This is a genomic window from Desulfoluna butyratoxydans (assembly GCF_900699765.1).
GTDB classification, from domain to species: Bacteria; Desulfobacterota; Desulfobacteria; order Desulfobacterales; family Desulfolunaceae; genus Desulfoluna; species Desulfoluna butyratoxydans.
This window is the reverse complement of the sequence record NZ_CAADHO010000003.1, coordinates 524,302-546,376: the sequence shown is the minus strand read 5'-3', so window position 1 is coordinate 546,376 and position 22,075 is coordinate 524,302. Positions and strand designations below refer to the sequence as shown.

General features: G+C 55.3%; 17 protein-coding genes. 12 read left to right on the top strand and 5 right to left on the bottom strand.

What is annotated here, in order from left to right:
- Positions 1 to 69 precede the first annotated feature (69 nt).
- A complete protein-coding gene (locus MSL71_RS11175) occupies positions 70 to 381 on the top strand; it encodes a putative quinol monooxygenase (RefSeq protein ID WP_180140260.1) in 312 nt (103 codons plus the stop codon).
- A 191-nt stretch (positions 382 to 572) separates the two neighbouring features.
- On the top strand, positions 573 to 1,454 hold the full coding sequence (locus MSL71_RS11170) for a radical SAM protein (protein WP_180140258.1): 882 nt from the start codon (positions 573 to 575) through the stop codon (positions 1,452 to 1,454).
- A gap of 60 nt (positions 1,455 to 1,514) precedes the next feature.
- On the opposite strand, the gene MSL71_RS11165 is transcribed toward MSL71_RS11170, so the two are convergent.
- Positions 1,515 to 2,423, bottom strand: a complete 909-nt coding sequence (locus MSL71_RS11165) for a LysR family transcriptional regulator (protein WP_180140256.1) — start codon at positions 2,421 to 2,423, stop codon at positions 1,515 to 1,517.
- A gap of 457 nt (positions 2,424 to 2,880) precedes the next feature.
- Here MSL71_RS11165 and MSL71_RS11160 point away from each other — a divergent pair, with 457 nt between their 5' ends.
- The 3 genes from MSL71_RS11160 (at position 2,881) to fumC (ending at position 6,012) form a co-directional block, all read left to right on the top strand.
- A complete protein-coding gene (locus MSL71_RS11160) occupies positions 2,881 to 3,345 on the top strand; it encodes a hypothetical protein (protein ID WP_180140255.1) in 465 nt (154 codons plus the stop codon).
- 221 nt (positions 3,346 to 3,566) lie between these two features.
- Positions 3,567 to 4,154 carry a phosphoglycerate mutase family protein gene (locus tag MSL71_RS11155; protein ID WP_180140253.1) on the top strand — a complete coding sequence of 196 codons (588 nt, stop codon included), beginning with the start codon at positions 3,567 to 3,569 and terminating at the stop codon, positions 4,152 to 4,154.
- 463 nt (positions 4,155 to 4,617) lie between these two features.
- On the top strand, positions 4,618 to 6,012 hold the full coding sequence (fumC, locus tag MSL71_RS11150) for a class II fumarate hydratase (RefSeq protein WP_180140251.1): 1,395 nt from the start codon (positions 4,618 to 4,620) through the stop codon (positions 6,010 to 6,012).
- 300 nt (positions 6,013 to 6,312) lie between these two features.
- On the opposite strand, the gene MSL71_RS11145 is transcribed toward fumC, so the two are convergent.
- Positions 6,313 to 7,233 (bottom strand): DMT family transporter, encoded by a 921-nt coding sequence (locus MSL71_RS11145; RefSeq protein ID WP_180140237.1) that lies wholly within the window; start codon positions 7,231 to 7,233, stop codon positions 6,313 to 6,315.
- Between the two features lie 133 nt (positions 7,234 to 7,366).
- On the opposite strand from MSL71_RS11145, the gene pdxR reads away from it, so the two are divergent.
- Positions 7,367 to 8,764, top strand: a complete 1,398-nt coding sequence (pdxR, locus tag MSL71_RS11140; RefSeq protein ID WP_180140235.1) for a MocR-like pyridoxine biosynthesis transcription factor PdxR — start codon at positions 7,367 to 7,369, stop codon at positions 8,762 to 8,764.
- Between the two features lie 238 nt (positions 8,765 to 9,002).
- Here pdxR and MSL71_RS11135 read toward each other — a convergent pair whose 3' ends face one another.
- Positions 9,003 to 10,757: a sigma-54-dependent Fis family transcriptional regulator gene (locus tag MSL71_RS11135; protein ID WP_180140233.1), complete on the bottom strand. Its 1,755-nt coding sequence runs from the start codon at positions 10,755 to 10,757 to the stop codon at positions 9,003 to 9,005.
- 531 nt (positions 10,758 to 11,288) lie between these two features.
- On the opposite strand from MSL71_RS11135, the gene MSL71_RS11130 reads away from it, so the two are divergent.
- The 5 genes from MSL71_RS11130 to MSL71_RS11110 all read left to right on the top strand — a co-directional run bounded on the left by MSL71_RS11130 (position 11,289) and on the right by MSL71_RS11110 (position 17,303).
- On the top strand, positions 11,289 to 11,666 hold the full coding sequence (locus MSL71_RS11130; protein WP_180140230.1) for a RidA family protein: 378 nt from the start codon (positions 11,289 to 11,291) through the stop codon (positions 11,664 to 11,666).
- 181 nt (positions 11,667 to 11,847) lie between these two features.
- Complete coding sequence (locus MSL71_RS11125; protein ID WP_180140228.1) at positions 11,848 to 13,023, top strand: YgeY family selenium metabolism-linked hydrolase; 1,176 nt, start codon at positions 11,848 to 11,850, stop codon at positions 13,021 to 13,023.
- 38 nt (positions 13,024 to 13,061) lie between these two features.
- Complete coding sequence (locus MSL71_RS11120) at positions 13,062 to 14,324, top strand: M24 family metallopeptidase (protein ID WP_180140226.1); 1,263 nt, start codon at positions 13,062 to 13,064, stop codon at positions 14,322 to 14,324.
- A 229-nt stretch (positions 14,325 to 14,553) separates the two neighbouring features.
- On the top strand, positions 14,554 to 15,756 hold the full coding sequence (locus tag MSL71_RS11115; RefSeq protein ID WP_180140224.1) for a diaminopropionate ammonia-lyase: 1,203 nt from the start codon (positions 14,554 to 14,556) through the stop codon (positions 15,754 to 15,756).
- A gap of 104 nt (positions 15,757 to 15,860) precedes the next feature.
- Positions 15,861 to 17,303, top strand: coding sequence for an APC family permease (locus MSL71_RS11110; protein ID WP_180140222.1), 1,443 nt, complete (start codon positions 15,861 to 15,863; stop codon positions 17,301 to 17,303).
- 579 nt (positions 17,304 to 17,882) lie between these two features.
- On the opposite strand, the gene MSL71_RS11105 is transcribed toward MSL71_RS11110, so the two are convergent.
- Both MSL71_RS11105 and buk read right to left on the bottom strand, forming a co-directional pair.
- Positions 17,883 to 19,379 carry a phosphate acyltransferase gene (locus MSL71_RS11105; RefSeq protein ID WP_180140220.1) on the bottom strand — a complete coding sequence of 499 codons (1,497 nt, stop codon included), beginning with the start codon at positions 19,377 to 19,379 and terminating at the stop codon, positions 17,883 to 17,885.
- A 385-nt stretch (positions 19,380 to 19,764) separates the two neighbouring features.
- Positions 19,765 to 20,838, bottom strand: a complete 1,074-nt coding sequence (gene buk, locus MSL71_RS11100; RefSeq protein WP_180140218.1) for a butyrate kinase — start codon at positions 20,836 to 20,838, stop codon at positions 19,765 to 19,767.
- A 384-nt stretch (positions 20,839 to 21,222) separates the two neighbouring features.
- Between buk and MSL71_RS11095 the strand changes: the two genes are divergently transcribed.
- Complete coding sequence (locus MSL71_RS11095) at positions 21,223 to 22,032, top strand: glycerophosphodiester phosphodiesterase (RefSeq protein WP_180140216.1); 810 nt, start codon at positions 21,223 to 21,225, stop codon at positions 22,030 to 22,032.
- Positions 22,033 to 22,075 lie beyond the last annotated feature (43 nt).

Genomic DNA, 22,075 nt, shown 5'->3' with positions numbered 1-22,075 from the left:
AGCCCCTCCCCCACCCATCCACCATGAAAGCCACGGGCAACCAGATTGCCTGTGTGGCAAAGGACGATCATGATTGTTATCAAGGCAATACTTCAGGCAAAACCCGGCATGGAACGTTCACTGGAAGAACGTCTCAAAGGCATTATCCCCAGCGTCCAGACTGAAAAAGACACCATTGTGTATACCCTTCACCGGTCCCAGGAGAACATGGGCCGATTTTTGTTTTATGAAAAGTACAAAGACCAGCAGGCCTGTAACGACCACATGACAACGCCATACCTCCAGAACCTCCTGAAACAGTGCAAAGACCTCTTGAGCGAGGCCCCGGATATTGAGCTGTTTGAGGAGATTGCAGGGTTTACACGAACAATAAATTCCTGACCCGGATATTTGGGGGCTCCCTTTTGCCCCTGCGCCATAGTGGATACAAAGTCTTGCCGAACACCATTGTGACGTTCTCGTCCCATGGACCTTCGCCAAGGCTGTGGAAACGTTAACCCGTAGCCTTTCTTCATTCCCTGCCATACAACAGCCAAAAGGGCAAAGCCATGTTGACAGGAATCCACATCCTCATGACATACACATGCAACCTGGAGTGTGACCATTGCTTTCTCTACTCTGGGCCCAGGGCGAAAGGGACAATGACTCTGGCCCAGATTCGTTCCGTACTGGATGAATCAAAAAAGATCGACGGTGTGGAATGGATATACTTCGAAGGCGGAGAGCCGTTTTTATTTTATCCCTCCCTGCTTGAAGGAATCAGGCTTGCACGAAGTATGGGCTTTAAGGTCGGAGTCGTAACAAATATCTATGGTGCGGTGTCCGATGAGGACGCAGACATACTGCTTCAACCCCTGGCGGAGCTTGGCGTGGCGGACCTCAGAATCAGTAACGATTCGTTTCACTATGGAATGGAAGACAATCCTGCCGGGCGCGGTCTGGCTGCAGCTCAGAGGCTGGGCATCCCCACCGCCCCCATTTGCATTGAAAAACCCTTTGTCGAGTCCGCCCCCGGCCAGGCACAGGCCACAGGAGCGCCTGTCATTGGGGGCGGTGCCATGTTCAGGGGGCGGGCTGTTGATACACTCGCAGAAGGGTTACCCCGAAGGCCCGCTCGACACTTCACCACATGCCCCCATGAAAAACTGGAAACCCCATCAAGGGTCCATGTGGACTGCTACGGACATGTCCACATCTGCCAGGGAATAAGCATGGGTAACATGTGGCAGCATCCCCTCTCACACCTGGTGCGCAGCTATGTCGCAACCTCCCATCCCATCTGCGGCCCCCTTTTAAGCCGGGGGCCGACAGGCCTGGCAGAACACTACGGAGTCGAGCTGGACCAAGGGTATGTGGATGAATGCCACTGTTGCACCCTTGTCCGCCGCGCCCTTATGGACAGGTTTCCAGATCACCTTGCACCACGGCAGGTATACGGCATAGACAAGCCGTAAAACACACCACCGGAAAGCATATTCCCAGAAGCTGTCGAGAAATAAACGACATCTTGTCCGCTATGTCTCCAGCATGCCCCACCCGGTCAACTCCTCGGCAGAGTACGCAGCCATGAGGTCCACGAATCGTCGGATTTTGGCCGGGACAAAGGCCGTGGACACATAGGTGGCATACAGGGGATAGGGCTCAAGGGTGTACTCGGGCAACAGCTGGACCAGCTCTCCGCTGTCAAGCAACCCCTTGAAAGCCCGGGGATTGCCCAGACTGATCCCGAATCCGGCCCGGTTGAGCTTACGAATCACCGAGGCGCTGTTGACGATGAATTTGGAGGATACCTTCACCTTTTCAGGCCCGTTCGGTCCGGTAAACTCAAGGGGGGTATCCCGTTGCATGCGGTTAAAAAAAAGAAAATCGTGGCCCGGCAGGTCCGACGGTTTTCTCGGGGTGCCGCGCTTTTCCAGATATGCCTTTGAAGCAATAAGCAGCACGGGCAGATCAATCAATTTCCGGCAGATGAGGTTGGAGTCGGGAAGGTTGCCGATACAGATAGAGACATCAATCCCCTTCTCGCCCATGTCCTGGATCTCACTTGTCAGGATAAGTTCAACTTTCAAATCCGGATACATATCGACCATGCCCGTCAAGACCGGGGCCACATGCACGTCGCCGATGTTGTTGGGAGCCGTCACCCGAAGCAGCCCCCTGGGGACATCTTTCTCGTGGGCCACGCACGCCTCAAGGGCAGCCTGCTCGTCCACAAGCCGCCGCATGCCCTCATAATACCGTTTCCCCGCATCCGTGGGAATCGACCGCCGGGTGGACCGCTGGAGCAACTTCACCCCGAGCCGGGCCTCCAGGGCCGCCACCTTCCGGCTCACGGACGACGGGTCCGCCCCCAGATGCTCAGCCGCCGCTTTGAGGCTACCTGCCTCCACCACCCTCAGAAAAATCTGTTCATTGGTTTCCATTGCCATGCCGCTCCCTGGAGAACATCCCCATTGCCTTTTCGTTGACTTTTCCGCCCGAATTCCTTTGAGCCCCCGTACTGACAGGGTCACGCCATTCGGGCAAAACACCCTTGTCAGCGCCCTTTCATCGTCCCTCCGGTGTTGCGACAACCCCGAAACCGGCCTGTCCCGACACGTTTAGCGATCACCCTTGCCCAGGAACGCATCCGTGCTTACCAAGCATTTCAGCAGGTTGCCGAAAGAAGCCCCTGGCCCGCACCAGTAATTGCAAAAAATGCAATTAGTAAATGATTATTTACCCCCTTCATGCCAACAAATCAACCGCGTATAACATCTCTCAGGTTGGCAACATGCCACGTCAATCACCGCATATCGCCGAAATGGACAACAAGGTGTCAAAACCCTGCCATGGCGATACAGCGTTTAGATCACCCATAGAACCAGGAGGTTCACAACCATGACTACACGAGTATATAAAAAATCAGGTCTGGCATCCGCCCTTCTCGCGCTCTGCGCCTTCACCCTCATCAGCACACAGGCATACGCAGGATGCATGGGCGCCATGTTCGGGCGGGTTGCCCAGGAAGGAACCCAGCTCCATGAGCTGGCCATGGCTTCCCTGAACCAGAACGGCGGTGCAGACACCTACTTCACCAACGGCGAAGGCAGGGTCCTGGATGTAAAGGCCAAGCAGTGCGATGACGGACGCGTTCGTGTCTCCGTTGAGCGCGTCTATATCCCCCGAAATTACATCACCGCCACCCACGACGGTACCCTGGCCGTGGAGGCAACTTACGACCAGCTCCATGAGCTGGCCCAGACAGGCGACAAGCTCGGCGGGTATACCCTGCTCCCGAACTCTGTGGGCGCCGATGCCTTCCAGTGCGGCGCAGACATCGCCATGGCCCTGGACGCCGAATAGCCCATTGCTGCACAGCGTGCTCTGTTCACTGCCAGGCCAATGCATCAGCCCTGAATAAAAAAGCAGTGACGCCAAAGCACAAAGCCCGTTTCCGTGGTTACCATGGGAACGGGCTTTTTTTATTGTCTGCTTTCGCGGGGCAGTATAAAAATATCCGGGCACATAAAGACAACAAAGCACAGGTCCTGAAACAGGACCCCAGACCGAAGGAAAGTAACGCCATGGAACGTATCTTACAGACTGCGGAAAGCATGCAACAAAAAGCCCGGGCCATCATTGAAGACACTCAGCTCATGGACATATGGACCTCCATCGGAGCAACGATCAATCTGGTCGGCTCGCTTCAAACAGGGCTTTTGATCAACAACCGGGACATCGACTTCCACATCTACTCGGCCCCCTTCAGCCTCTCGGACAGTTTTTCAGCCATGGCACGACTTGCCGAGAACCCTCGAATCAAGTCCATCTCCTACACCAACCTCATCGAGGCAGAGGACAAGTGCATCGAGTGGCACGCCTTTTACGAAGACGAGGAAAACCAGTCCTGGCAGATCGACATGATCCACATCCTTGAGGACTCTCCCTACGTCGGCTACTTCGAGCGTGTGGCCGAGCGCATCTCCCAGGTGCTGACCCCGGAAACCCGCCAAGCCATCCTCACCATCAAGGACGCCATCCCCCCAGAGAAAAAAGTGATGGGCATCCAGATATACAAAGCCGTTATTGCTGACGGGGTGCGGGATGTCGACGCGTTTTGGCATTGGAAAGACGCACAGCCCGATGACGGGATCGTGACCTGGGTTCCGTAAAAAGAAGGAAACGGCTCAGCGGCCCCTTGCCTCCGGCACTCCTGCCGGGGGCCAAACGATTGCCCGTTTCTATGGGCTGGGTCTGGCAAACAGACTTTGGGGCCCGGTTTTGTTCGAGTGCCTTGGTTTACTGCTTTGCATTCACATCCCCTTTGCTCCTCTTGCCTGTCGTTTTAGGGCCATGCCAAGACTAAATTACACATGACGGGATCATCCCATAAGTCCTCAGCATGATTTTTTTATCGTTGCTTCGACACATAACGAATTTAAGGCGGAGTATCGTTATGTATTATTATTTTAGGGCATAGCCCTTATCCAAGTCTTGATTCATCGATATCTCGAAACTTTACAGTTACCTCCAAGTCGCAGTATAGTTGTAAGGCCTTCCAACCCGGACACCACGCCCCTCCCCCCTTCCAGACACGGCTCCGGCCTGCCCATCACCAACCAAGGAGAAAAAAACATGACCGAGACCCGACAGGAAACCGATACCTTCGGCCCCATTGCCGTCCCGGCCGACGCCTATTGGGGAGCCCAGACCCAGCGCTCGCTGCAATACTTCAACATCGGAAACGAACGCCTGCCGCGTGCCATGATACGGGCCCTGGGCATCGTCAAGTTGTGTGCGGCCCTTGCCAACCTCAAACAGAAAACGCTCCACAAAACCCTAGCTGCGGCCATTGTAGATGCGGCCCGGGATGTCATTGAAGGCGGGATGGACGACCACTTTCCCCTGGTGATCTGGCAGACCGGCTCCGGCACCCAATCCAACATGAATGCCAACGAGGTGATCTCAAACCTTGCGAACCAGCGGCTCGGGGGCGCCCTGGGAGCCAGGGACCCCATTCACCCCAACGACCACTGCAACCTGGGCCAATCATCCAACGACACCTTTCCCACGGCCATGCACATCGCCGCCGTAGAAGAGCTTCACCACCGCCTCCTCCCCGCCCTGGACAGCCTCTATGCCGCCCTGTCCGGCAAGGCCAAAACATGGGAGGGTATCGTCAAAATCGGGCGCACCCACCTGCAGGACGCCACCCCCCTCACCCTGGGCCAGGAATTCTCGGGCTACGCCGCCCAGGTTCGCCTCGGAAAAGATCGCCTCAAAGACAGCCTGAAGCGCCTCTACCCCCTGGCCCAGGGCGGCACCGCCGTAGGAACAGGCTTAAATACCCGTATGGGCTTTGCCGAGGCCTTTGCAGAAGAGGTGGCAACCTATACGGGGCTTCCCTTTGTCACGGCGGACAACAAATTTGAAGCCCTGGCAGCACACGACGCCATGGTGGAGACCTCCGGGGCCCTCAACACCCTGGCTGTCAGCCTCAACAAAATCGCCAACGACATCCGCTTCTTAGGCTCCGGTCCCCGCTCCGGCCTGGGCGAACTCTCCCTTCCCCAGAACGAACCGGGCTCCTCCATCATGCCGGGAAAGGTCAACCCCACCCAGTGCGAGGCCATGACCATGGTATGCGCCCAGGTCATGGGCAATCACGCCACCGTAACCATTGCAGGGGCCCAGGGACATTTTGAGCTCAACGTCTTCAAGCCGGTCATCGCCCACAACGTCCTGCAGTCCATCGGACTGTTATCCGATGCGGCGGAGAGCCTCACCCGCCACTGCATCACAGGCATCGAGCCCAACACCCGCCGCATCGCAGAGCTCATGGAACAATCCCTCATGCTCGTCACCGCCCTGGTGCCCCACACCGGCTACGACAAGGCCGCGTCCATCGCCAAAGAGGCCATGGCCCGGGGATGCACCCTGCGGGAAGCCGCCCTTTCCAGCGGATGGGTCACCGAAGACGAATTTGACGCACTGGTGAAACCCGAGACCATGACCGGCCCCCGGGACTGAAGGCACTCTATGGTCAAAAGCAAGCCTCCGGCGGCGAGGGTGGCGAAAACACTTCGAAAGCCCATGGCCCGCGTTAAGCCTGGCGGTGCGGGGGCCGCACCCTACGATTCGCGAAACGTACCGACACCCTGTAGAGTACGCCGTGCGCACCGCAAAACGTCTCGAAAACCAGTATCGTTTGCGGTGTGGCAAGTACCATAAACGACAAAAGCCGAGTTTTTGGGTCGCTTTTCTCACCCTTCGGGCGAACCGAGTGCATATCCGGGTTAGCCCGGATATGTCATAAAAAACAGCCCCGGCTCACTCAACGCAGCCCACATAGCCCCTCTTTTTGAACAGGGTACTGAAGGCAATCCCGGCCATCACCATGCTGCACCCCAGAAGGTGCCGGTGATCCAAGGGCTCCCCAAGGACGAGGGCGGCCAGGAGAACGGAGCTGGCGGGCATGGCGGCTGTGGCAGCCCCGGCGGCTTCGGCGCTGACCCTGCCCACGCCGTGGGTCCATAGCAGATAAGCCATGGCCGTTGCGCACACACCGTAGTAGACAATGCCCGCAAAGGCCTGCACACCAGGCAGGAGATTGTAAACCCTGAACTCCCATGCGACAAAGGGACACATCATCACCAGGCTGATCAGCACCAGACCGAAGGTATTGGTCACTGCAGAAATCTCATGGGCCACCTTTTTCCTGAAAATGGTAAAAAGGGCTTCAGCCACCACCGCCCCAAAAACCAAAAGGCTTCCCGAAAGATGCCCCTCCCCACCGGGCTGTCCTGAAGAAAGATTCAGAACCATCATGCCGATCACCGCAAGCCCTACCCCCATCATCCCGAACGGGGTGGGGTGCTCCCCGAGAAAGAGGGCCGCACACACCGTAAGAACAGCCGGTGTGGTTCCCAGAATCACCCCCGCCTGCACGGCTCCGGTATGCTGCAGGCCATAGAGGGTAAGCACCCGAAAAAGAACGATACCGCACAGGGCCTGCATAAATAGAGACACCCATTGGTCAGGTGTTAATGCGACAATCTCACGCCACCGGACAAGGGCCGGGGCCAGCAACACAAGGAAAGCCACGAGCAGGGTACTGAAAGCGATCATAAAAACCGGCAGGGCCTCCGTAAGGGATTTTCCCACCACCACGGAGCTGCCTGCCAGAACCATGGCCATGACCAACTGGGCCATACCCTTGACCTGTCCGTGAAACGAGTTGGGGTAACGCATGAAAAGCCTCCTTTGACGGCAAATGAAAATGCGTGTACCTTACTCCAGCGCAAGTGGTTTACAAAAGATCCACTTTTGGCCCATTTTCATAGGGCCACTCAATTTTCATAGGGCCATTTATAAGGAGGCGGCCATGCTCTGGCTGACATTGGATAAGTGTTCAAGGGTTCCCATGATCCGCCAGGTCTATGAACAGATCAGGCGGCGCATTTTGGACGGAGAGCTCCCCGCAGGCACCCGCCTGCCTTCCAGCCGTGAGCTTTCTGAGCGCCTCGGGGTTTCGAGGAATGTGATTCTGGAAGCCTATGACCTTCTCTATGCCGAAGGGTTTACCGAATCAAAAACCGGTTCCGGCACCTATATCGCACCGGGGAGTGTGTATCCGGCCACATCCCCACTCGGGCCCCCGGAAACACCACCGATCGCCCCGAAAACCGACTGTACTTCCGGGGTAATTGATTTCAAATCGGGGACGCCGGACCTTCGCCTGTTCCCAACCCGCACCTGGCTCTCCATGCTGAAACAGGTCTACGCAAGCCCCCCGGAAGAGGTGCTTGCCTATGGGCACCCCGAGGGACGCATGGAGCTTCGAGAAACGATCTGTCGCCATGTGGTGGAACGGCGAGGGGTCTGCTGCCACCCGGATCAGGTGGTCATCACCTCGGGGACGACCCAGGCCATCGGCATTGTCTGCGCCCTGTTGCTCCGGAAACGTCGGGAGGCGATCCTCGAAGACCCCATCACCCTGGATATCCAGCACATCGTCCGGAGCCATGGAGGTAAAATCCTCCCGGTGCCGGTGGATGATGCGGGCATCATCACCGAACGCCTGCCCCAGGGCCCATCCCCCGCCTTTGTTTTCGTGACCCCGTCACATCAGTTTCCCATGGGCGGTACCCTGCCCATTCAACGGCGCATCGACCTGCTGCATTACGCAGAGGCCACAGGGGCCTTCATCGTTGAGGACGATTACGACAGCGAATTCCGATTTGACGGTCCGCCCATCAGTTCCCTCCACGGGCTCTGCCCGGAGCGAGTGATCTATATCGGCACCTTCAGCAAAACCTTTTGCCCGTCCATTCGCACCGGCTACCTGGTGCTTCCAAAGGAGCTCATCACCCCTGCCAGGACCCTGAAATGGCAAAGCGATCTTCACAATGACACCGCCTCCCAGCTTGCCCTGGCCGAGTTCATAACCCGGGGGCACTACCTCAGACACCTCTCAAAAATGAAGAAACTCTACCGCCAAAGACGCCTGACCACCGTAAACGCCCTCACGGAGGCCTTCGGCGACCGCGTAAGCATCCTGGGAAGCGACACAGGCCTCCACCTTTCGGCCCGGTTCCAGGACATCCCCTTCACGAAAAAACGCCTTGCCCGCATCGAGGCTCACGGGGCCCGGGTCTACCCTGTCTCACACCACAACATCGTGCCGGGCCAGCACAGGGACACGCTGGTGATTGGATACGGGAATCTCGATAAAAATACCATCAGGCGAGGCGTCGGAGCGTTAAAGGATGCCTTGGGGTGAGGAGAGGGACCATAAAAGACAAAAGCCGCTGCCACGCGTTACGCCTCGCGGTGCGGGGGCCGCACCCTACAATTCACGAGCGCATCGATGGCTCGCAGGGTGAACCGTGCGCACCGCAAAGCGTGTCGAAAACCGATATCCCATACGGTGATACGAGGAACCATTTGCCTTTAGCCTTTCCCCCTTAGCCCTCCCCCCTTAGCCCTTAGCCTCCCCCCTTAGCCCTTAGCCTCCCCCCTCAACCTTCAATCCCATACTCCCGAATCTTCCGGTACAGGGTCGCCACCCCGATCCCCAAAGCCGAGGCAGCCGTCCGCTTGCCCTTGGTGTCGTTGCCGAAGCGCTTGACCGCCTCGATGATAACCTGCTTTTCCACCTCTTTCAGGGGCAAAACCGGGGACTCTGCGGCGCAGCGGCCACAGGTACAGGTGGCTGGCGTTTCCAGTATCCGCGGAGGCAGCAGGGAGTCGTCGATGACGCCGCCTGCGGGCATCATGTTCACCATGAATTCGATGATATTCTCGAACTCCCGCACGTTCCCAGGCCAGGCGTAGCCGCGGAGCCGGTCCATGGTGGAGGGTTCGATCCTGCGGAACCGCTTATTGAACCGACCGCTGTACTTGGCCAGAAAATGCTCTGCAAGCAGATCGATGTCCTCGGGCCGCTCGCACAAGGGGGGGATATCCAGGGGGATGACGTTGAGGCGGTAGTAAAGGTCGCTCCTGAACATGTTTTTAGAGATAAGCTCCGGCAGGTCGTCGTTGGTTGCTGCAATGACGCGGATATCCACATCAATGGGCTTGTTGGCCCCCAGGCGCTCCACCTTGCGCTCCTGGAGCACTCGAAGCAGCTTGACCTGGAGATAGAGGGGCATGGAGCTGATCTCGTCAAGGAAGAGTACCCCTTTGTGGGCCAGCTCGAATTTACCGATGCGGCCCCCGGGGCTGGCTCCGGTAAAGGCCCCGGAGGTGTAGCCGAAAAGTTCGCTCTCCAAAAGGGTGTCGGGGATAGCCCCGCAGTTGATGGCCACAAAGGGCTGCTCCCACCGGTCGCTCTCGTGGTGGATGGCCCGCGCGAACATCTCTTTGCCCGTGCCGCTCTTGCCGCTGATGAGCACCGTGGAAGACGACGTGGTAATGGCCATCACCTGATCCTTGAGCTGCCGGATGGCAGGGGACATCCCAAGGATGGCATCAAGCCCCTCACCGGAGGCAGACGACGTAAGGGTGGACATCTTGCGTGTAAAATCGGTCTGGGTTTCAAAGAGCATCACCCTGGAAAACCTGGGATCATCCTTTTGCAAATCCACCACCTGCCCCATGATCACCAGATGGTGCTCCCCGAAGTGGAGTTCGTACTCTTCGGCGTCACCCACGGTGTTGCCGGTGGGAATCAGCTGGACCGACACGGTATCGCCGGGCCCCTCGATCCCCAGTTCTTTCCTTGCATGGGCGTTGGCGTAGGTCACGCTGCCGTCGGCCCCGAAGACAAACATGCCCTCGGCATGCACATCCATCACCTGCCGCAAGACATCCAGTGTCTGCGTGGTCTCCGCAATGTGGCTGTAATCCTCGGCCTTGGCCGCAATAAGATCCGCCATCATGGAGAGAAAGGCGCCGTAATTGTTCCTGTTTTCCAGGATGGTCTGCTTGTCCTGCTCTGTAAAACAGATAATCCCGATAACCCCCAAGGCCTCCCCATCGCGCAGGATCGGAGAGCAAAGGGTCAGCTTCTCCTCGCACCCCTCCCTGTTCTTGCAATTAAAGCAGATGGGATCGTTCTTCGGGTTGTCAATGCACACCGGCTGCCCGGTGTTCAGGGCATGTCGGTAGACCTCCCCTTCGTCTTCAATGCTTTTCCCGTCTCCTTCAGCATACCGACCCGTACCGGCGATGCGTTTCAGATCCGCCCCCACCACCTCCACATCTATGCCCACCACCACGGCGATGACATGGGCAAATTTCCTGATGGACTCTTCTATTGCATAAAGCATCGTGGTCTATCCTCTTCTCATACACCATGGGACAGCTATCCCGGATATCTCATGACAAAACAACCAGTCTCATGAAATATTCGGCCTATGCCCGTTTTTACTGAATTTCGAATTTACCAAACTCGCTGACCCGGCACTGCCCATGAAAGCCGCGTCACCCACCGCAATCCACGGAGAGAACCGCCACCGGCGCAGACAACAATTATCATTTTGATAGCCGACGTATGGTCAAACGACATCCCAGAGGCATACCACCAATCTCCGAGAATCAGAAGACATATTAAAAAACAGTTCTCTCTCCGGTCAAAAGCGGTGCAGCACCCTCAAAATTATCATTCTGGTAATTTTTATCAAAACGATAATGAATTGTTACGCCACAACAGACAAGGGGGCTCGCCCTTATCTAAAAAAAGAAAATCATTTTCAAGAACTTATAAACTAATTCTCACTTTTGGCCCGCGAGTTGCTTTGGATGGTTCCCACAACAAAACAGAATCCACAAAGCAAACCCAAGCCACACAGGAGGATCGCATGAAGAAAAAGATCGTCTGCTCACCCAACGCCCCCAAGGCCATCGGTCCCTATTCCCAGGCCGTCATCAAGGGAGACACCCTCTATGTCTCCGGCCAGCTTCCGGTGAACCCCGAAACGGGCAAACTGGCCCAGGGTATCGAAGACCAGACGCGCCAGAGCCTTTCCAACATCAAGGCCATCCTGGAAACCGCGGGCACCGATTTTTCCCGCGTCTGCCGAGTCGGCGTGTTCATGACCGACCTGGCCGACTTTTCCGCCATGAACGAAATCTACGCCACATTCTTCGACGGAGACTTCCCTGCCCGCTGCTGCGTGCAGGTGGCCGCCCTCCCCATGGGAGCCGAAGTTGAGATAGAAGTGACCGCCGATGTGTAAGGACCATCCATGACCGCACCCGTAAGTGAAATGTACAAAGGATCAAGTACTTTTCTAATAATGGGACGTGGCTTTCCATGGTGTGTGTGATAACTGAAAAGTGAATACAATTATTGCAAGACACACCGCTACGACCCAAACCGGATTTGAAATTTATATGTCGTAAAATTAAGGGGTAATCATGGATGAAATAAAACATATTTGCAAAGACCATGAAAATGAGATTACAGATTTTTTAAGAAAAATCATTTCTATACAAAGCTATACCGGAGAAGAAAAAGAGGTTGCCCAGACCATAAGGCAAACCATGGAGCAACTGGGGTATGACGACATCATTGAAACCGAATACGGCGATGTAATCGGTGTTCTTGGAGACGGAGACACAACAATCCTCATTGACTCTCACATGGATACCGTCGTCGTGAACGATGCGGATCAATGGGAATATGGTCCCTTCAGCGGCGAGGTAGTAAACGGAAAAATGTATGGCCGCGGCGCATCGGACATGAAAAGCGCCATCGCATCCTCTGTTTACGCAGGGTACTTTGCGAAAAAAATGGGGTTACTGGAGGGTAAAACCGTATACATATCGGCCTCCGTCATGGAAGAAGACTTTGACGGGTTTGCGCTGAAAAACATCCTTGAAAAGCTCCCCAAAAAGCCCGACGCAGTTGTTATCGGGGAACCGAGTGACAGGCAAATTGCACTGGGCCATAGAGGCAGGGCATTGCTGGAAATCCACACGAAAGGCGTATCGTGTCACGGAAGCGCCCCCGAAAACGGTGTCAATGCTGTCTATGAAATGTCTGAAATCATCCAGAGAGTCAACGACCTCAACAACACATTATACAAAAATGAAGGCCAGCACGGCTCTGTGGTACTGAGCAAAATCGAAAGCACAGCAGTGTCACTCAACGCAGTGCCTGACGAGTGCACCATTTACCTTGATCGCCGCCTGGCAAGCGGAGAGACATTTCAGGTCATTGAAAAAGAGATGAATGATCTCATTGAAGGCACAAAAGCATCTTGGAATGTCTATGACGCCCTCGGCAAAAGCTATACCGAAAAAGAATTTGCCATGTACAGCTTTATGGAGTCCTGGGCCATGGCTCCGGACGACCCGATTACCGTTGCCATGAAAAATGCCTTTGAAAGCGCAACAGGGGAGAGCTCAACACTTTTCCACTGGAATTTCAGTACAAACGGATTTGCGTCAACGGCCAAGGGGATCCCCACAATAGGATATGGCCCGGGCATTATGAAATATTGCCACATGAAAGACGAGCATTGCGAAATGAAAGATGTCTTTGACGCGGCCCGAATATACACAACCTTCATAAATGAGTTCAATAACTAAACTTAAAAGACACTGCTAAGTTAGTAAGGAGAGCGATTATGAAATACGAAGTAAACGGAACAATGAGAAATGTACCTTTCGCACAGGAAGAGTATGATGCACGCTTGGCACACGCAAAAAAAATCATGCGCGAAAACGGCGTCGAAATACTGTTTTTAACATCACCTGAAGCTCTCTACTATTTTTCCGGATACAAACTCAGCTGGTACAGGGTCAACTCAAAAAAACAGTGGAATTACTATGTCCCTGCAAGCATAGCGATCCATGTCGATCACGATGACTTTGCCTTCATGGATGTGGCTGGCGAAGAAGCCGACGTTTGCGAAGACACCGTATCGAAAGATATCCGTATCTTCACCCATGCCGGTCGTCCCACCTACGGAATCAGCGGCAATGCAGGCACCATCCCCCTTGGCGGTACCCTCATGGGCGCCATCGCCAAAAACCTCAAAGAATCAGGGTGGCTGACTGGAAAAGTCGGCATCGAATCCGAAAAGCACGGGCTCCATATCACAAAATTGATTAACGATGCCTTTGTTGAGGAAGGAACAGAAACATTTAACGCAAGTGAGATGTTTGACCTTATCCGCCAGGTCAAATCCAAAGCCGAGTTAGACTACATTGTAAAATCAGCAAAAATTGCCGATGTCGCGATGGATGCGGTCAAAGAATACCTCAAGCCCGGGGTTACTGAAAATGAACTCTATGCGTATGCTGCCTACAAAATGTCCCTTTCAGGCGGCGAACTTGCCGGATGTGCGTTTATCCATGGCGGCAACCGCGTATTACGCGGCCACAACTTCCCATCCCACGAAAAACTCGAGCAGGGAGACGTGGTAATCGTCGACCTGTTCGGCTCTCACCAACGTTACAGTTCCGATTTAAGTCGCCTTTTCACCATTGGGGACCTGGACGCGAGCCGATACACGGAAGACCAGATTGCTTTCCTGCGCCTTGCCGAAAAATACCACCCCCTTATCCGGGAAAAAGTCCAAAGCATCCTCAAGCCCAATATGCTCATCAATGATTTCACTAGCGAGCTCAAAGAGTTCTACCAGGAGTTAGGCATCTGGGGCAAACAGTTCTGGCTTGGGGGTTACGACATGGGCATCCTCTGGCCCGGCGACTGCTGTGGTGGCGCAACGGTCTACGACGCCGATATGGACAAAAAAGATCAGCGCTTTGTTCCCGGGACAGCCGTTAACTTTGAAACAGGTTTCTGGGTCATTGACACACTGGTCTTCTATGAAGACAAGGCCATTATTGCCGGTGACACCCCCTGGGACATCGTCAGCGTGTAGCCCGGATTTTTCATGAGAATAGGGTATGCGCTTATTTCAATCGTCAAGGAGTTGCCGACGGATAGAGACAGGTGCATACCCAACGCAAACAGCCTTTCCCCCAGGGCAGGGCAAGGCATCATCGGCCACGCCGCATGATCAACACAAGACATATAAACCCATTCAAGGGCCCGTGCCGGCCAATCCGGTATCGGCCCCATATTATAGATGACAAGTTGAGGTTACGTTAATGAGTTACAAGAAGTGTGGCTGTGAATTTTTTGCAGCTGATTGTGCAGGAAAGACCGATTGCGACCTTTTTACCCCTGAAGTTGCCAAAAGAGTCAGGCGGTATGCAAAAACGCTCGAGCAATATGAACCGACCCCCCTTGTTGCCCTTGATGAGCTCTCCAAAGAGCTGAACGTAAAACGTATTTTTGTCAAAGACGAATCATACCGCATGGGGTTAAAGGCGTTTAAGTCCATTGGGGTTGTGTATGGCGTGTCCAAGGTTCTGTGCAAACATTTGGGAGTAGACATCGATGACATTGACTTCGATTACTTTTTGAAGCCTGAAGTAAATGCCAAAATCAAAGATATTGTTTTGATTGCGGCAACCGACGGCAACCACGGCAAAGGCCTGGCCTATGCCGCAAAATTAATCGGCTGCCAATGCTATATCTACATGCCGTCCCAGACAGTTCCAGCCAGAATTGAAGCCATCGAAAATCTGGGCGCCGAGGTTACGGTCACACCTCACAACTATGACGGAACGTTGAAGCTTGTCATTGATAAAGCCGCGGAAATGGGCTGGTGCCATGTCCAGGACCAGGCGTGGGAGGGCTATACAGAGACAACCAACTTTATCTCACAGGGCTACACCGCCATTGCGGATGAAATCAGAGAACAGTTGGATGAAACAAAACCGACACACATTATCCTGCAGGCCGGTGCAGGCTCATTCGCTGTTGGTATCATGGCCTACTATTCATCGTTGATGGCTGAAAACAAGCCCCATATGACCATCGTCGAGCCGGACACGGCGGGTTGTTACATGCAGTCCGCGTTGGCGAATAAGTTTTCAACTGTCGATGGTGATTTGGAAACCATTATGGCCGGCCTGTCCGTTGGAGAGCCGAATATCTTCGCCTACACGGTCCTGAAAGACATTGTCGATTACTACATCACATGCCCCAACGAATTTTCAGCAACAGGCATGAGAATCTTGGCAAATCCCATGGGCGACGACACAAAGGTTACGTCCGGAGACTCAGGTGCAGTCTGCCTTGGCGTTACTTACGGTATCTGCACAATGGATGCATTAAAAGATATCCGTGAAGAGATGAAACTGACAAAAGACTCCGTCTTGTTGTTCATCAGCACCGAAGGGGACACCGATCCTGAAATATACAAAAACATCGTATGGAACGGAAGCTACCCACTGAAAGCATAGAAAAACTGTCCAGTTCTCGCAGAGTTTGACAAGCAACACTTACCACTACAGTGCGACGTGCACCCGACATGACAATGGTTCTGTCTGTTCAACGGTTCGGACCGATGGAAAAATTAAAACGTCGGGTGCGCAAACTCAAATGTCGGGCTCAATATAAGCCCAGCAATAAAGGAGAAATGCAATTGAGTAGCTCATTAGACACAAGTCAGGGAAATGGCACGTTAGGCAAATGGACACTCTTGGCGATGGGTGTTGGCTGTACCATTGGCGCCGGTGTGTTCTCGCTGGTAGGTCAGGCAATCGGCATCACCGGCCATTCACTTTGGCTTGCCTTTGGTTTGGCTATTATACTTGGTTTTTTCTACAACGCACCAATGCTTTTCGCAAGTGGGTCACTGATCATGGACGGCGGCCCCTACGCCCTCATCAGCACCATTCTGGGCAAGAAATACGCAGGCATGTATGTGGTAAGTTTCTTTCTGTACTTCCCTACTGTCGCAATATATGCCATCTCTCTTGGCATCTACGTGCACTCGGTTATCCCGGGACTGCCTGTCAACGTTGTCGCGATCATTGCACTGACAACGTTTTACATCGTCAACCTGTTTGGAATGGACACATTGTCCAAATTCCAGAATATGATGACCGCCGCCCTGGTCGTAGGCGTTGCGACATTTATTCTTATCGGGTTGGGGCATATTGACTTCACGCTGCTGTCAAGCGTTTCGAACCCCGATTTTTTGGCAAACGGACCCAAGGGCTTGTTTAAAGCCACGTGTTTGCTCTCCTTCTGTACGTATTGTCAATACTACCTCATGTTCTTCAGCAGGCACGCCAAAAATCCCAAGAAAGACATTGCCTTCGGCATGCTGGGAACAACCATTGTTATCGTATTCGTATACTTGGGGGTTTCTATTGTTGCATCCGGAGTGCTCCCTATCGAAGCGGTTGCAAATCAACCCCTTACATACGTCGCAAAAAAGATTCTCGCTTCACCGATTTTTGTATTCTTCATCATTTGCGGGCCTTTCATGGCCCTTGCCACAACCATTAACAGCGTGTATGCCGCCTACGTGCAGCCTCTGTACTCAGCGACCCAAGACGGCTGGTTCCCCGAAAGCTTTGCTGCAACCAACAAAAAAGGCAGCCCCTGGAAAATCCTGACGATTTGCTGGGCATCGTCCATGATTCCCATTGTATTGGGATGGGATGTCAGCACCATTGCAAACACCTACCTGTTAACCGACCTCATCCTGGGTGTTTTCCTCGTGGTTTCAATCGCTCAAATCCCCAAAAAATACCCGGGTGCCTGGGCAAACAGAGAGTTTGGAAGAAAAATCCCGACGTGGGCCTTCTATGTATCAGTGGGCCTTGCCGGTCTTGTGCAATGCATCATTATTTACAACTCAATTACATCCATCAAACTCTACATCGTCGTTATTACGATCATAGCGTTTACCACGGGTGTGGTTTATGCGATCAAAAAAGAAAAAGACCATAATGTAAAGTCTCCCATACTGGATCTTTCCATGGAAACGATTGAATAACAGACCTCCCCTTGCCCCGTTTCCCATCAACACGACGGGGCGGGTCAGGTCGGCACGCGAGTGCTTCCACGCTGGGATACCCGCTTCCATAAGTCAAGGAGGGCATCCCAGCGTGAAACAACTTCGGCTTCCCCCTGCCCAGAAACAAAGCCATGGACAGGGTGGACGTCATCGGGCTGGAAGAACACGTGCGGGGCATCATCACCGGAGATGAACACCCGCCCCCGAACCGACGGCATCTTACGCGTGCCGGTCCACCGCACGCCCGTGGTGTCAGACGCAAAGACCACAGGCAGCGACCCGGGACACGTGATCCGGATCAAATATCAAAACAGCCTTACGACGCAAAAACCGAACACATTGCCATTGCGAGGCATTGCCGCCTCAAAAAACGAAAGCCGCCGCGCCTTGATCGTAGACCACGTCAACGTGCGGCGGCTTTTGTCTTTCCTCCTGAAGCACCCACCACTATTAAATGAAGACTCATATCATTCGACCTGCGTCACCCATCGCAAAGCGGTGCGGGGGCCGCACCCTACGATTCGCGACACGCTTCGGGGCCCCCGTGAATGCACTGCATTACGAGCTTTTCTCTTCCAGCCAGCGTGAATACAAGGCAGAGGCACAGATGGTGAGGAACTTAACGATGTCCGAATCTGAGCGGGAGGTGAGGATGATGGGGGCTGAGGCGCCCAGGACCACGTTGGCCACTTCGGCACCCATGGTCATGGCCCAGCTTTTGTAGAGGATGTTGCCGGTGGCGATGTAGGGCACCACGAGGATGTCGGCCTTGCCTGCCACGGGATCACCGGTGATGCCCTTGGCTTTCACAAAGGTGTCGTAAAGGGCAAGGTCGTAGGAAAGGGGGCCTGCCACGTCAGCGTCTTCCCACACCATCTCCGAAAGGTTCCGCTCGAACACGGTGGTGGGGATGCTGTCCGTGGGCACCTCGTTGGCATCCAGAAGAGCCACCTTGGGACGGGCAACGCCCAGGGAGCGTGCCACATCAATGGCGTTGCGGACGATATCCACGCCACTGGCCACATCGTCCCCCACAAAGAGCTCGGGGTTAATGCCCGGATCGGTGAGCATGAGAAGCCGGTCCACGCCGGGCACTTCGAAAATGCCCACCAGGGACAGCCTCCGGCCTGTGCCGATGCCCTCGTTTCTGTTCAGGATGGCCTTTAAAAAGGCGTTGGTGTTGACCTTCCCCTTCATGATCATGTGGCCGAGGCCCTTGCGGATAATGGCCACACCGGCCCGGGCCGCCGCCGGTTCGAAGTCGTCGCCCTCGGCTGCAACCTCCACGTACTCGTAGGCGGCTGGGAACCGAAGTTCTCCGTCGCACCGCTCTTCGATCCAGGCCCTTTTGCCCACGAGATAGGCCTTGTCGATGATCTCCTCTTCAATGGCGATGTTGATGGCGGAGATGGCTGTCTTGTCCGGAGAGATCACCACGATGTTGCGGCGGGTCAAGAGCTTGGCCGCTTCGATGATGGCCTTCATGCGCCGCCCCCGCGTGCGGTGGACCATGGACTCGCCTTTGTAGATGGAGGAGACCAGCACCACCTTCTCCGTTACGGCGTTCACCGAATGGGGCAGACTGGAGTCGAAATAGAAACTGTCCCCCTCCTCCAGGATATGCGCTTCACCGTCCACCACGATTTTCAAGGTGCCTTCGGTGATAAAGAGAAACTCCTCACCGTCGTGGCGGCTCACCTCCACCTCGGCGTCATCCCTGCGGTAGATGGTCACCAGAAAAGGCTCCATGCTTCGCCCCACATAGGAGGGCGCCAGGCTCTCGTAGTCCAGGGCCCTTTCGTTCCGCACCACCACACGGTCGGCCACCGCGGTCTTGATCGCCTTTCGCTCACGGTACTCCTTGCCGTGCAAGAGGGCCGGAAGGTCGGTCTTCAACAGGGTGGCCAGCTTGAGCAGATCCGAGACCCCCAGGGCCAGCTCACCGCTCTCCAGCTCCTCGAACCTGCCTGGGTCCGCCCCCAGGGTCTCCATGACCTCCGCCTCGGAGACCCCTTCCCGCGCCATGTACCGTCTCAGGTGCTTCCCAATATCCATATCGTCCTTCCTGATTGTGTAGCTATTCCGTTCATCTTTGCCTCCGGCGGCCCTGCCGGGGGCCAAACGTTTAAAAAAGTTTGGCAAACAGGCCTGCAGCAAGCCTTTCCAGACTCCGCCGAAACAATGTCGACATTTTTGCACCCGCGCTGGGAACGTTTTTAACGGAGCTTTTTTCCAAAAAAGCGACCCACCGGAGGCACGCTGAACAGGTAGGATTCAGCAAACGCTTTTTTTAAACCTGTGTACCCGACCGTGCCCAAAAACGCCACCACAGTTCAATGCCCCCACCACTCACCATTCACCATTCACTGTTCACTGTTCACTGTTCACTGTTCACTGTTCACTGTTCACTACTCACCACTCACCACTCACTACTCACTGTTCACTGTTCCCCTGTTTCATACCGTTTGACCTTCTCTTCCCCCTCCAGCACCCTCAGGGCCCCCTCGGCAAGGGCTTCCAGCTCAAACTCACCGGGAACCACCACCACGTCGGCGATGAACCCGGTTTTTTCCGAAATGGCCTCGGTGAGGCGTCGGCTATGGGCCATCCCCCCGGTGAGGACGATGGCGTCCACGTCTCCGTCCATGGCCGCAGCAAGTCCCCCGATCTCTTTGGCAATCTGGTAGACCATGCCGCGCCAGATAAGGACCGCTTTGGAATCGCCCGCGTCCATGCGACGCTCCACCTCACGCAGGTCCACAATGCCGAGATAGGAGAAGATACCGCCACTGCGGCTCACCGTGCGCACCAGGGAATCCGGGGTAAAGCGGCCTTTGCGCAGGGCCTCTGCCATGCCGTCCACCGGAAGGGAGCCGGAGCGCTCCGCAGCGTAAGGCCCGTCGCCGTCCAGGCCGTTGTTGACGTCCACCACACGTCCCTTTTTGTGGGCCCCCACGGTGACGCCGCCCCCCATGTGGGCCACGATCAGATGGGCCTGATGATACGAGCCGCCCCTCTCTTCGGCCACCCGGCGCGCCACGGCCTTCTGATTGAGGGCGTGGAAAATGCTTTTTCGCTCGATGCCTTCAAGGCCGGAGAGCCGGGCCACGTCGTCGAGTTCGTCCACCACCACGGGGTCCACGATCAAGGCCTCGCACCCGGAGGAGGCGGCAAACCGACGGGCCAGGATACCGCCGAGGTTCGAAGCGTGGCTGCCGCTGACACCTGTCCTTAAGTCGGCAAGAAGACTGTCGCACACCCGGTAGACCCCGCCTGTGACAGGACGGATCAATCCGCCGCGCCCCACCACGGCGTCAAACCGCACCGTACCGAAACCGCGGGTCTCAAGGGCCCTGGTGATGCAGGCGAACCGCATCTCTTCCTGCTCGTGGATCTCTGCAAATGAATCGATCAGGTCCCGGTCGTGATCCATGCCCTCCTGGATCATCTCACCGTGGGTAAACACCCCGATTTTTGTCGATGTGGAACCGGGGTCAATGGCCAGTATCTTCATACGCCCTCCGGTAAAGCATCAGAGCATGAACGGTGACAGTCCGGCAGGCGAGGAGCTTCGTGTTTTCCCACCGGCGATTTTTGGACTTTACGTTAACGTAAAGTTTATCTTTTTGTCAAGCAGGAGATAAAACCACCACCCCAAACACTAACACCGTTCAGCCCTGAACTGTATCTATTTACAGATACACAGCAAACCGCAGCCATACATCGCCTGATCCTTCTCAGGCCAGCTGCACCCGCGCTTTACCACCTTCCTGTCAGGGAAACAGAGCGTTGCCAGCCCACCACCACGCCTGGATTAACCACCGGTTCTGTATTATAACGGGTGTCCGGGCCGGGGGTGGGACCCTCAGCCCGTCACCCTTGCAAAGGATACCACATCATGGTTTTCAACTCAGCCCACCGAGGCGCCCGAAGCCTCGCACCGGAAAACACCCTGGCCGCCATCGAAAAAGGATTTCACCTGGGAGCCCATCTCTGGGAAACAGACATCTCCGTCACCCGGGACGGCGCCCTTGTCCTCTTCCACGACAACACCCTGGAGCGCACCACCGATGCCCTCACCCGGTTCCCCGGGCGAAAAAGCTACGCGATCTCGGATTTTACCTTAGACGAGCTACGGCAGCTCGACGCCGGCTCCTGGTTTGTCCGCACCGACCCCTTTGACCAGATCAAATCCGGTGCCGTTTCACAGGAAGAGGCCGCATCGTTCCGGGGCCTCACCATCCCCACCCTGCAGGAAGGCCTGGCCTTTACCGCCTCCAAAAACTGGCCCGTCAACCTGGAGATCAAGACCCTTCTGGGGTCCGCCGTGGGCTTTCCCGTGGTGGAAAAAGCCCTGTCGGAGGTCCGCCAAAGCGGCCTTGCCCCAGAGCTGATTTTCTTCTCCTCCTTTGACCACAGCCTCCTGGACGAGATCAAAGAAAAAGCCCCGGAATTTGACGTCCAGGCCCTCATCGGGGACACGGGCGGCCCCAAAAACAACTGGGGAGACCTTGCCTACGACACCTACAACGCCAACCAGGACCTCATCACCCCGGATGAGCTTCGCGATATCGTCGCCAAAGGAAAACGTGTCAACCTCTGGACCGTCAACGATCCCGCGCGCATGAAGGCCTTTATCGAGGCCGGGGTCACCACGCTGATCACGGATTTTCCGCACATTCTCAAAACCATACTGACGGCCGTATAAACAGACCCCGCCAGCCCCTGATTGCCCGTGCCGGGGCCGGGTA